The following is an 11,993-nucleotide window of genomic DNA, read 5'->3' as shown; positions in this document are numbered from 1 at the left end:
CTCCCCTTTTTGTTTGATGTGGCCAAGATATTGGCCTTATATCTGATTATAATTAGTTTTTAGGGGAATCGACGTAATTTTCAGATAAATAGTTATTTAGTACTATTTATTTAGCAATCATTTACCTTAATATCCTTTAGTAGATTCCTTTTTGATGAAGAACAGTGATTACTTTTGATGAAGGGATTGATTCCTCTTTATATAAAGATAAACCCAGAACTAATTGTTGGATTATTCCAATTAATGTTAAAGGTATATTGGAGGTGTGATGGTGAGAAAATTCAGTTTATGGTCAATAGTCTTCGTAATCGTGGGACTAATATTAATCGGTTTAGCGGGGAGATTAGAGAATCATATTGAAATGACCTTTCTTTTGGGGGTTTTTTCTTGTTTAATTGGGATTGTCTTTAGTGTTGTGGCGTTTTTTAAACAAGAAAAAGGAATTTTAAAATTTGTTTCACTTAGTTCATTTTTTATCGCGCTCTTTTTGATTAGCTGGTTTGAACCATTTCATTTCATTCGCATCTTAATCTGGCTAAAAAATATAGCCTAGCTATCAAAGGGACAAATATAAGAACATGAATGATTTACTTCTTAATTTAATTCTGAAGGATAGGGATAGTGATTATAATGAAATGATGAATAGGAAGGGTGATGACATGAATAATGAAGGAATTAAGATCTTATTAAGTGAAACATTTGATGGACCCAAAGGAAATGGGAGTTGGTTCACTGAATCAAAGCCTGGGAGCGGATTGTTCGGTACTATTGATTCTTTAAGCTCAGAGGAAGCTTCCGTACTAGTTGAAGGTGTGTCAATTGCTGCCCATACGGATCATACACGTTACCACTTATGGGCCAATAACCAATCATTAGAGGGTAAGACGGAAGATCTTGATTGGGGTGAGAGTTGGAAAATTGGAGTGGTGACAAAAGATGAATGGGAGCAAATAAAGAAAGGGCTTCATCATGAGTACATGAAGATAACTAAATACATTACTGAGGAGCATAATTTTAATTCTTCAATGACTACTAACCTCTTAGGGGCGTTAGCCCATGCTGCGTATCATTTAGGAGCAATCAGGCAGATGGTAAAGGTTGTTAAAAAACATACAAGCTAATAGAGGGGCTGGGTTTATTCATGAAAAGGGCGTGCTTTTTGAATTAGTATTCCTTTTCGTATCGTTAGTTGAATAACAAGTACGGCCGCTTTCTTACGGGAGAATACGCCACATTTCAAATAAATGATAAACGGTAGTCCTAATCCTTATGAAAAAAGCGTATAGAAAGAGGTACTGCAATGCAGTACCTCTAAATTAATTGAGAATAAAAGAATATAATTGAGAATGAGAAATAGGATTAAATTATTTGGAAAATAAAATTATATATCTATTAAACTTCTTCAGTTACTGTTAAGCCTAATCCTGCAGCTACAAGTGTTCCATATTCAGGATCAGCTTTGTAGAAGTGCTGAATTTGACGTTCGATAATTTCAGGTATAGATACACCTTGCATAGCACCAACGATGTTGTTAACTAAGTTAGCGCGTTCTTCGCTGCTTAACAATCTATATAGGTCACCAGCTTGTGTGTAGAAATCATCTCTATCATAAGCGGTGCTTGCAGCATAACCTTCTACTTCAAAAGTAGCTTGTTGATCTTCAGGAGATTCTTTCGGTCCTCCAAAGCTGTTTGGCTCGTAATATACAGATGATCCGCCATTAATACTTGGGTTCATTTGTCCGTCACGTTGGTAGTTATTCACTTCTGTTTTAGGACGGTTAACTGGCAAGTGATTATGGTTTGCTCCTACGCGGTAACGGTGAGCGTCTGCATAGGCGAATAAACGGCCTTGTAATAATTTATCTGGTGATACATCAATACCAGGAACGAAATTACCAGGAGAGAACGTAGCTTGTTCTACTTCAGCAAAATAGTTTTCTGGGTTTCTATCTAATACCATACGGCCAACTTCGATCAAAGGATAATCTTTTTGAGACCAAACTTTCGTTACATCGAATGGATCGAAACGATACGTATTGGCATCTTCAAGCGGCATGATTTGTACGCATAATTTCCAAGCAGGGTAATCTCCAGCATCAATCGCATTGAATAAATCTTCAATATGATAGTCTGGGTTTGTACCAGCAAGTTCAGCAGCTAAATCAGTAGCTAGGTTTTTAATTCCTTGTTCTGTTTTCCAGTGGTATTTAACCCATACGGATTTGCCTTCAGCATTCGTCCATTTGAATGTGTGGCTTCCAAATCCGTGCATATGACGCCAAGTAGCAGGAATTCCGCGGTCAGACATTAGGATGGTAATTTGGTGCAATGATTCAGGTGAAAGAGACCAGAAATCCCAAACTGCATCCGGGTTTTTCAAATGTGTTTGCGGGTTCCTTTTTTGTGTATGTATAAAATCAGGGAATTTAATCGCATCACGGATAAAGAAGACAGGAGTGTTGTTACCAACGATGTCATAGTTGCCTTCTTCCGTATAAATTTTAACTGCGAATCCACGTGGGTCACGTAAAGTATCAGCAGAACCAAGTTCACCTGCGACTGTTGAGAAACGAGTGAACAGTGGAGTTTTTTTCCCAACTTCAGATAGGAAAGCCGCTTTAGTATATTCAGTTAGGTCATTTGTAACTTCAAAATAACCGTGCGCTCCGCCACCTTTTGCATGCACGACACGCTCAGGCACACGTTCTCTGTTAAAGTGAGCTAATTTTTCTAATAAATGAACATCTTGAATTAAAGTTGGTCCGCGTTTTCCAGCTGTAATGGAATTCTGGTTGTCTCCAACAGGAGCTCCCCAACTAGTCGTTAATTTTTTGGACAATATGTATACCACCCTTTTTCGTAAGATAAACCTATTATAGTGACTTTTTTTATGTTTATCAAATAAAAACCTTTATTTATTTAAAATCATTATAAATAAAAGTCGATATTATGACAGAATTCTCTTTTGGAGATAACGGGCGAATTCGTAGTTGGTACGAGTTTGTTTAAAGTTTCGGAGTTATTTAAGTCATTCTCAATAAGAAACTGTATTTCTGTTCTTACAGTTTTTGAAATCTGCAAAACTATATTAAGAAGAGGTCCTTATAGCTTTTATGGCTTACTATAGATATATAGCAGTCAGAAACATTTATTAAGTCTGATAAAGAATGCAAGTTATTTTTGCCCCTCTCTTATAGATTGAGTAACTCCAAAAATAGGCCATATTATATAAAATTTACAGGTTGAGAAATCATTTTCCTTTCAAATGAGGATGATTCCAAGTAAGATGATTTATAACTCATAAAACATATATGAAAGGTATGATATAATGACAGAGGTTGTTCGTACGGTCCCAAGGCCATTGGTTCGTTTGAATCAATGGGTGATTTTTCTCAGTGTAGTCGCAGTATGGAGTACAGGCAATGAATGGATTTTAGCTCTGCCTTTAATTGCAGGAATAATGGGATTAATGTTCGGATTTAATCCCATCATGCAAGCAGGTAAATTATTTTTAAGAAAAAAACCTTCTGACTATATACCGGAAGAATGGGCTCAGCAACAATTCAATCAAATAATTGCGGTGATTTGCCTTGCTGGAGGACTGATCAGTTATTTACTTGGTTGGGATATTGCGGCATATACCTTTACTGCTTTAGTAGCGATTGCTTCATTTGTTGCTATACTTGGATTCTGTATTGGTTGTTTTATCCGTTTTCAGTGGCAGCAATATATGTACAAAAAATCAGCAAATAAAACAGTTTAAAATAGGATGAGAATCTTTGATTAAAGAAGATTCTCTTTTTTCTTTTATATAGAAGAATCACGCACAACTTGTTCCTATTTTCAAATCAAGGTCACCTTTTTTTCCCATGGGCATAAACTGTAGCATTCAATCCTTGTTGAACTGATAATTAACTTTCACACTAGATATTTATCACGCATAGGATGAAATGAAAATGGTTGAGGAGGGTAACCTTGTATGTCACAATATAGAGAAATCATCACGAAAGCAGTAGTGGCAAAAGGACGGAAGTTTACCAAAGCGAATCATACGGTTTGTCCAGATCATGATCCTACCAGTATACTGGGCTGCTGGATTATTAATCATACGTATGAAGCCAGGAAACAAGGTAAAAAGGTAGAAATTGCAGGGTACTATGATATCAATGTATGGTATTCTTTCAGCAATAATACAAAAACAGAGGTTAGAACAGAAAAGGTTCCGTATAAAGATATTATAAAGTTAAAATATCGGGATCAAACGGTATACGATGATAATGAAGTCATTGCAAAGGTAGTTCAGCAGCCAAATTGTATAGAATGTCTAATTACTCCAGATGGAGAAAAAATCTCTGTTCATGTTGAACGTGAATTTTTAGTGGAAATCATTGGTGAAACGAAAGTATGTGTTTCAGTAAGGGAAAATGGGTGCAATGATGAGGAAAGCTGGGAACTTGATGTAGATGATGAAGAATTGGCGGAAATTATCCCTGATTTCCTAGATCATAGTGAAGAGTCCAGCACTTATGAACCGAGTAGGAAACAAGGCAAAGGCAATCGGGTTTAAGGAACTAGAGAGAAAACTCTCTAGTTTTTTTGAGTTAGAACAGCTGGCTCCTATGATATAATACTTCTATTAATTATCTGACTGAAAGAAAGGTTTTGGGAAAATGGCAGTAGCAACCTATACCCCTATGATTCAACAATACTTGAGTATAAAGGCAGATTATCAAGATGCGTTCTTGTTTTTCCGCCTTGGTGATTTTTATGAAATGTTCTTTGAGGATGCGATTAAGGCATCAAAAGAACTAGAGATAACGTTAACAGCAAAAAACGGCGGAGGAGATCAAAAAATTCCGATGTGCGGGGTCCCTTATCATTCCGCGCAATCCTATATAGAAACTTTAGTAGATCGAGGCTATAAAGTAGCAATCTGCGAGCAAACGGAGGACCCGAAAGCAGCAAAAGGGGTCGTTAAACGTGAAGTTGTACAATTGATTACTCCGGGGACTGTTATGGAAGGCAAGAGCCTGGCAGAAAAAGAAAATAATTACCTGACTTCTATTTCATTGATGGATAACGCTGCATTTGGAGTCGCCTATATCGATTTAACAACCGGTGAAAACCGTGTAACTCATTTCGCTGATTTTAAAGATGTGTTAAACGAGGTGTCGGTGATTGGGTCTAAGGAAGTTGTGGTTCCGTCCGATTTTGGGGATGAAAAAGAAGTGTTATTAAAAGAGAGAGGGGTTGTCACCGTCTCTCACGAAGTGGATTCTGAACCTAAAGCTGAGTTTAGCCATCTGGTAAAAGAACTTCCGAAAAAAAATTTAAAACAAACAGTAGCCCGTTTACTTAACTATATACAACGTACTCAAAAGAGAAATATTGAACATATCCAACCTGTTGAATTATATGAAACAGAACAGTATTTAAAAATCGATTATTATTCAAAAAGAAATCTAGAGCTAACCGAGACAATCCGTTCGAAAGGAAAAAAAGGATCTCTTTTATGGCTTCTTGATGAAACAAAGACAGCCATGGGAGGCCGCAGATTAAAGCAATGGATTGAGCGCCCGTTAATCAATGAAGCAGAAATAGAAGCTCGTTTATCGATGGTCGATACATTTATGAACCAATTTTTTGAACGGGAAGAGCTTCGTGAGCTATTGCATGAAGTTTATGATCTGGAACGTTTGACTGGCCGTGTATCCTATGGCAATGTAAATGCCCGGGATCTATTGCAGCTAAAGCGTTCCCTGCAGCAAGTGCCGGCTATTATAGATGTGATAGGAAGACTTCCGAATGATACGGCAAAAGAAATAGCTTCTCGTATGGATCCGTGTGAAGAAGTGACTGATTTACTTGAACTGGCGCTTCATGAAAATCCGCCGATTTCGATTAAAGAGGGAGGCATTATTCGCGAAGGGTATAATGAGGATTTAGATCGTTATCGCGATGCATCCAAAAACGGCAAAACATGGATTGCCCAGTTGGAACAAATAGAAAGAGAGAAAACAGGCATACGTTCACTTAAAATCGGCTATAATCGTGTATTCGGGTACTATTTAGAAGTGACGAAAGCAAATGTTCATCTTTTAAAAGATGATCGATATGACAGAAAACAAACTCTAGCCAATGCAGAGCGCTATATAACACCAGAATTGAAGGAAAAAGAAACCATCATTCTTGAAGCAGAAGAGAAAAGTACGGGCCTCGAATATGATTTATTCTGTGAATTGCGTGATCAAATTAAAGATTATATCCCTCGTTTGCAAAAATTGGCGATGGAAATCAGTGAATTGGATGTTTTACAATGCTTCTCTACCATCAGTGAACGTTATCACTATGTGAAGCCCCAATTTTCTAAAACTCGCCAAATGAGTATTAAAAATGGCAGGCATCCAGTCGTAGAAAAAGTCTTGAAAGCTATTGAATATGTACCAAACGATTGCTTTTTGGACAAAAAGAAAGAAATATTATTAATCACCGGTCCGAATATGTCTGGTAAGAGTACGTATATGCGCCAGGTTGCCCTTACAGCCATTATGGCTCAAATCGGTTGCTTTGTACCTGCAGATGAAGCTATTCTGCCTATTTTTGATCAGGTCTTTACGAGAATCGGTGCTGCAGATGATTTGATATCAGGACAAAGTACGTTCATGGTAGAAATGCTTGAGGCAAACCATGCCATTACGAATGCAACTGAAAATAGTCTGCTGTTATTTGATGAGATTGGAAGAGGGACATCGACCTATGATGGGATGGCATTGGCACAGTCCATTATTGAATATATTCATCATCATATTGGAGCTGCTACCTTATTCTCCACGCATTATCATGAATTGACAGCTCTCTCTGAACAATTGGACAAGCTGAAAAACGTACATGTGCGCGCGATTGAACAAAATGGAAATGTTATTTTCCTTCATAAGGTTGTTGATGGCCCTGCCGATCGAAGTTACGGTATTCATGTTGCTAAGCTTGCAGAAATGCCAGATACCGTTATCAGGCGGGCTGAGGAGATATTAAATGTGCTGGAGCAAGGTGATAAGCATCCTAAAATAACACCTTCTGCAGAAATTAACTCACGGGCTGAAAAGGTCAGTGAACAGGCGCAATTATCTTTCTTTACAGAAGAAAGAAAGGAAAAAACACCGCAACCATCCCGACACTCGAAAGAATGGAAGGTAGCAGAAGAACTCAAATCCTTATCCATTTTAGAAATGAATCCTTTAGAGGCGTTAAATACATTGTATGAATTACAAAAAAAATTAAAATAGGGAGGAGAAATCAGAATGGGGAAAATTGTACTGTTAGATGATCTATTATCCAATAAAATCGCTGCTGGAGAAGTAGTCGAGAGACCTGCATCTGTTGTAAAAGAGTTAGTAGAAAACTCTATAGATGCTAACAGTACGGTTATTGAGATTTATGTGACGGAAGCCGGTTTGGAATCCATTCGTATCATTGATAATGGAGATGGTATGGAAGATGACGATGCCCTGAATGCTTTTCATAGGCATGCGACCAGTAAGATCAAAGATGAAAATGATTTATTCAGAATTCGAACATTAGGTTTCCGCGGTGAGGCCCTGCCTTCCATTGCCTCTGTATCCAGATTTGAATTGAAGACATCTACAGGTGAAGGACCTGGAACCCGCCTTTTACTGGAAGGCGGCAAAGTTCTGACGCATGAGTCCTTTTCGAGTCGTAAAGGAACCGATATGACGGTAAGTGAACTGTTTTTTAATACACCTGCTCGTTTGAAATATGTTAAGAGCGTTCATACTGAACTCGGCAATATAACGGATGTTGTGAATAGGCTGGCTCTGTCTCATCCCGATGTATCATTTAAGCTTGTTCACAATGACAGGACTTTATTGCAAACGTCAGGTAATGGCAATTCGCTTCAAGTACTTGCAGGGATTTATGGAATCCAAACTGCTCAAAAAATGCTGCCCTTTGAAGCATCTACACTTGATTTTTCAATAAAAGGCTATGCAGGTCATCCGGAAATGACGAGAGCATCACGGAACTATATGACAATACTCGTCAATGGACGTTTCATTAAAAATTATTTAATCGCCAAAGCTATTATGGAAGGATACCACACATTATTACCGATTGGACGTTATCCAATAGCTATGCTCAATATCGAAATGGACCCATTATTGGTGGATGTCAATGTGCATCCGTCGAAAATGGAAGTCCGTTTCAGTAAAGAGCAAGAGCTGATGGAGGTAATCAGTGAGGCAATCCGGAACACATTTAAAAAAGAGACGTTAATTCCAACGGGTGCTCCTGTTAAACGTGATGAAAAAACCAAAGCGGAACAAACTCAATTTACATTTAGGGAGGAAAGTACCAAGCAGCCTGAACCGCCGAAGCAGGCTCCCCCAATTTTAAAGGCAAATGAAGGGTTTTCAGTGATTTATGATCCACCCGAGTTTGAACAACCAAAGCCGGAGTTCAATGCTTCTCATCCTGTTCCGGTGCAGGATGAGGATGATCTAGAATCCAATCAAGTACTGGATGAGGAAGGAATTATGGCTAGTACTCGATCTGTGCCACAAAATATAGAGCCGACAGTGGATAGAAAGAAAGAGGAATTACAGCCGGATCAGGCAAATCACGATAATCAAGAAAGCCGGATTCCACCTTTATATCCAATTGGACAATTGCATGGTACGTATATTTTGGCTCAAAATGACCAAGGGCTCTATATGATTGATCAGCATGCTGCCCAAGAACGGATTAAGTACGAGTACTTCAAGCATAGAGTGGGTGAAGTCAATAAAGAACTGCAAGAGATGCTGGTTCCAATGACATTGGAGTATTCGACGGATGAATTTGTAAAGTTGGAAGAGCATAAAGACGAATTGGAAGCAGTTGGCGTATTTTTAGAGCCATTTGGATTAAATAGCTATATTGTCCGTGCGCATCCTACGTGGTTCCCAAATGGTATGGAAGAAACAATCATTGATGAGATGGTCCACCAAGTATTAACCATGAAAAAGGTAGATATAAAGAAATTGCGTGAGGAAGCGGCTATCATGATGAGCTGTAAAGGGTCTATAAAAGCAAACAGGCATTTGCGGAATGATGAAATAAGCGCACTGCTGGATGAATTGCGGCGTACTAACGATCCATTTACATGCCCGCATGGCCGTCCGATTATTGTCCATTATTCAATTTATGAACTGGAAAAGATGTTTAAACGGGTTATGTAATCGAATGAGTCATGAAGAATAAGACAGAATGAAAGGTGGCGGAAAACGAGTTGTTTTTCGTCGCCTTTTATGTTTCTATAATCATTATTTGGTAGTTGTAAAAATATAGATCTGTCACATGGTGAATATTATAGAAGTATATTCTGAGACGTTCCTAATCGTAACTCACCTAATGAATGTAACAAGTGAGTATAGTATAAGTTTACGTAAGTCCTTTACTAAGAAACCTTCATTTTTATGGATTTTACTGATTTTAATCAAATGGATTGTCGAAAAAAAGAGGTGCCTATCATCTTATAAGACTGATTAGACACCCCAGTATTTACTCCATATCAATCGTTTTTTCTTGCTTTGCCTGCCATAATTTGAATTTATCCAGCTCTTCCGTTATTTGTTTAACAGTAAATGCAATGATAGCAGCATCATCAGCAAAGCCAAGACCTAATATGAAATCAGGTAGAAAATCCAGAGGTGACACAAAGTAAATAATGGCTGCGATAATGGATATAATCGTTTTTGTCGAGATCTCCTTATATTCGCCTTTTACCCAGGAACGAAACATAGCAATGAGTGATTGGAGGTTATCCCATCCTTCTTCCAATGCATTTTTGTTTGTGTTCGATTTTGTTGTTGCCTCATCTAATAACTCGTTTGATTTTGTTTTATTGTTGAGATACGTTTTGGCAGTATCCAGGTATTTTTTATATTTAAACTTACCTTTATTTTGGTCGTCCATAACTAATTCCTCCTTCATACTCACTTCTATACATTTTAAGGCAAATAGTATTAACTCACAACATTCCTGCGTACTCCAGTATTAAGTTAATTACTGTCTCCAAATGTAAAATCAATGCTTTTATGTCATTTTCCCTAAAACTGTGTATAATAATCCTATCCTGTGAAAAATAGAGGAGGAAAGAGAATGAGTGAAAGTCGAGCTAAAAAACACCGGTTAAAATTACAAAGGGAAGGAAAGAGAAATCCTGAAACTCTTCGTGGGGGGCTATATCCGATCGATTTGAGTACAAGGATGACGAAAACCAAAAAGGAACAAATAAATCAGGTTAAACATAAAAAGAGATTTCAGCATCTTAAAGAGGATGATGGGATCTTTTTTAGTATCATCTCTGCATAAGAAATAAGAATAAAAGGAGTGAAACGACAATATACATACATGCAATAAATAGTTTATTGGCAAGAAATTCTCTAATTCCTGTTATCAGAAATAAAAGGGATAAACAGAGAGAAAGCAATTCCATCAAGATAAATACTCTGAACAAAAATATATACCCTATTAAGAAAAAAGCGAGTAATCCAGTTAACCATTGTAAGATTTGTATCACAAATCAGTCTCCTCATTACTCTATAGTTTCCCATCATATATGCTTCCCGTTTTCTTTCTCCCATTTAAGTTTACGCCCTCAATTGTTAGGATATTCTAATAGTAATATTCTCTCTCTATTTATAGTTGTTTTAAAGGTAGAATTTTTCATCGAAATTACTGCATTTTTAAATTGTAGTTTGCTGTGATATTTAATAGTGAGTGATTATTAGAAGAAGTTTAGTGTGAAGTTCATTATTTCGACGTTAGTCTGTATGTTTTTAATAAGTGTTTGTATGATGAACAAGGAAATAGTTATTCCGAAATAACAAAAGAATGAGAAAAAGATGAATAGAGTGTAATTGATCTGTCTATACTTATTAGATGTTACTTGCTCATGTTCAGATAATACCGATTTGTGTTAAGATAAGAAAAAATGAATAGGGCAGTGTGAAGGAAAATGGAAATGCAAAAATTGGTCGTGATTATTGGACCAACAGCAGTGGGAAAGACAAAGCTATCAATCGATTTGGCCAAAAAGTTCAATGGAGAAATTATTAGTGGAGACTCAGCGCAGGTCTTTAAAGGAATGGATATTGGGACGGCTAAAATAACCGCAGACGAAATGGAAGGGATTCCTCATCATTTAATTGATTGCAGGGAACCTTCTGAATCCTATAATGTTTATGATTTTAAAAATGAAGTGAACAGGATGATTACAGATATAACGAATAGGGGTAAACTGCCCATATTGGTAGGCGGCACAGGTTTGTATATTCAATCCGTTCTCTATGATTATCAGTTCCCTGAAACCACAGCAAACCCTAATATTCGAAAAGAACTTGAAGAACGAATTGATAGAGAAGGCCCTGATGCTGTTTATCAAACACTTGTGGAAATAGACCCTGTAGCAGCGGAAAAAATACATCCCAATAATACAAAAAGGGTAATCCGTGCTTTAGAAGTATTTTATGATTCCGGCAAGCGTTTCAGTGAACAAGAACTATCTGAAGAAAGAACGTTATTATATGATGTTGCCCTGATTGGATTAACAATGGACCGTGACCTTTTATACAAAAGGATAAATGAACGTGTTGAAACCATGATGCAAATGGGTCTTGAAAAAGAAGTCAGAGAACTTTATGATCAAGGGTTAAAAGATGCTCAATCGATGCAGGCAATAGGGTATAAAGAATTTTCCGGTCTTTTCGAGGGAAGTGAGACACGTGAAAATGTCATATCGGAAATTCAGCGAAATTCACGCCGCTTTGCAAAAAGACAATTTACATGGTTCCGAAATAAGATGGATGTTCATTGGTTTGATGTAACCGATTTAGCCAACTTTGATAAAATTTCTGAAGAAATATCAATCGAAGTGGCAGGAATGCTCGATTTAAAAGCGAATAGATAAACATAGAGAGAAAAGAGGAGGCCAAA

General features: G+C 37.3%; 10 protein-coding genes. 8 read left to right on the top strand and 2 right to left on the bottom strand.

All coding sequences use genetic code 11. The features are described 5' to 3' along the window. The first annotated feature begins 271 nt into the window (after positions 1-271). Together AC4G3K_RS05455 and AC4G3K_RS05450 are read left to right on the top strand one after the other, a co-directional pair. A complete protein-coding gene (locus AC4G3K_RS05455) occupies positions 272-553 on the top strand; it encodes a hypothetical protein (protein ID WP_491132707.1) in 282 nt (93 codons plus the stop codon). 25 nt (positions 554-578) lie between these two features. Then, a complete protein-coding gene (locus AC4G3K_RS05450) occupies positions 579-1,121 on the top strand; it encodes a hypothetical protein (RefSeq protein ID WP_491132706.1) in 543 nt (180 codons plus the stop codon). A 271-nt stretch (positions 1,122-1,392) separates the two neighbouring features. Here the strand turns inward: AC4G3K_RS05450 and katA are convergent, their stop codons facing one another. Beyond that, positions 1,393-2,844 carry a catalase KatA gene (gene katA / locus AC4G3K_RS05445; RefSeq protein ID WP_491077198.1) on the bottom strand — a complete coding sequence of 484 codons (1,452 nt, stop codon included), beginning with the start codon at positions 2,842-2,844 and terminating at the stop codon, positions 1,393-1,395. Between the two features lie 486 nt (positions 2,845-3,330). Here katA and AC4G3K_RS05440 point away from each other — a divergent pair, with 486 nt between their 5' ends. The 4 genes from AC4G3K_RS05440 to mutL all read left to right on the top strand — a co-directional run bounded on the left by AC4G3K_RS05440 (position 3,331) and on the right by mutL (position 9,235). Next, positions 3,331-3,765 (top strand): DUF4395 domain-containing protein, encoded by a 435-nt coding sequence (locus AC4G3K_RS05440; protein WP_491132705.1) that lies wholly within the window; start codon positions 3,331-3,333, stop codon positions 3,763-3,765. Between the two features lie 216 nt (positions 3,766-3,981). Further along, complete coding sequence (locus tag AC4G3K_RS05435) at positions 3,982-4,569, top strand: outer spore coat protein CotE (RefSeq protein ID WP_491077120.1); 588 nt, start codon at positions 3,982-3,984, stop codon at positions 4,567-4,569. A gap of 103 nt (positions 4,570-4,672) precedes the next feature. Further along, positions 4,673-7,285 (top strand): DNA mismatch repair protein MutS, encoded by a 2,613-nt coding sequence (mutS, locus tag AC4G3K_RS05430; RefSeq protein ID WP_491077121.1) that lies wholly within the window; start codon positions 4,673-4,675, stop codon positions 7,283-7,285. Between the two features lie 15 nt (positions 7,286-7,300). Beyond that, positions 7,301-9,235 carry a DNA mismatch repair endonuclease MutL gene (gene mutL / locus AC4G3K_RS05425; RefSeq protein WP_491077122.1) on the top strand — a complete coding sequence of 645 codons (1,935 nt, stop codon included), beginning with the start codon at positions 7,301-7,303 and terminating at the stop codon, positions 9,233-9,235. A gap of 322 nt (positions 9,236-9,557) precedes the next feature. Here the strand turns inward: mutL and AC4G3K_RS05420 are convergent, their stop codons facing one another. Continuing rightward, on the bottom strand, positions 9,558-9,971 hold the full coding sequence (locus AC4G3K_RS05420; RefSeq protein WP_491077123.1) for a YkvA family protein: 414 nt from the start codon (positions 9,969-9,971) through the stop codon (positions 9,558-9,560). A 186-nt stretch (positions 9,972-10,157) separates the two neighbouring features. Between AC4G3K_RS05420 and brfA the strand changes: the two genes are divergently transcribed. Both brfA and miaA read left to right on the top strand, forming a co-directional pair. Further along, entirely contained in the window at positions 10,158-10,370 is a 213-nt protein-coding gene (brfA, locus tag AC4G3K_RS05415; RefSeq protein WP_491077124.1) for a ribosome rescue factor BrfA, read from the top strand. Between the two features lie 646 nt (positions 10,371-11,016). Next, positions 11,017-11,967, top strand: a complete 951-nt coding sequence (miaA, locus tag AC4G3K_RS05410) for a tRNA (adenosine(37)-N6)-dimethylallyltransferase MiaA (RefSeq protein WP_491132704.1) — start codon at positions 11,017-11,019, stop codon at positions 11,965-11,967. Positions 11,968-11,993: the final 26 nt, after the last annotated feature.

The organism is Bacillus sp. z26 (assembly GCF_058313635.1).
The sequence above is the reverse complement of the archived record's forward strand: the minus strand, read 5'-3'. Positions and strand labels throughout refer to the sequence as shown.

Excerpts from the sequence above, each read along its gene's own strand:
- AC4G3K_RS05450 (WP_491132706.1), top strand. The coding sequence starts at position 579 with ATGAATGATTTACTTCTTAATTTAATTCTGAAGGATAGGGATAGTGAT.
- AC4G3K_RS05440 (WP_491132705.1), top strand. The coding sequence starts at position 3,331 with ATGACAGAGGTTGTTCGTACGGTCCCAAGGCCATTGGTTCGTTTGAAT.
- AC4G3K_RS05435 (WP_491077120.1), top strand. The coding sequence starts at position 3,982 with ATGTCACAATATAGAGAAATCATCACGAAAGCAGTAGTGGCAAAAGGA.
- mutS (WP_491077121.1), top strand. The coding sequence starts at position 4,673 with ATGGCAGTAGCAACCTATACCCCTATGATTCAACAATACTTGAGTATA.
- mutL (WP_491077122.1), top strand. The coding sequence starts at position 7,301 with ATGGGGAAAATTGTACTGTTAGATGATCTATTATCCAATAAAATCGCT.
- AC4G3K_RS05420 (WP_491077123.1), bottom strand. The coding sequence starts at position 9,971 with ATGGACGACCAAAATAAAGGTAAGTTTAAATATAAAAAATACCTGGAT.
- brfA (WP_491077124.1), top strand. The coding sequence starts at position 10,158 with ATGAGTGAAAGTCGAGCTAAAAAACACCGGTTAAAATTACAAAGGGAA.
- miaA (WP_491132704.1), top strand. The coding sequence starts at position 11,017 with ATGGAAATGCAAAAATTGGTCGTGATTATTGGACCAACAGCAGTGGGA.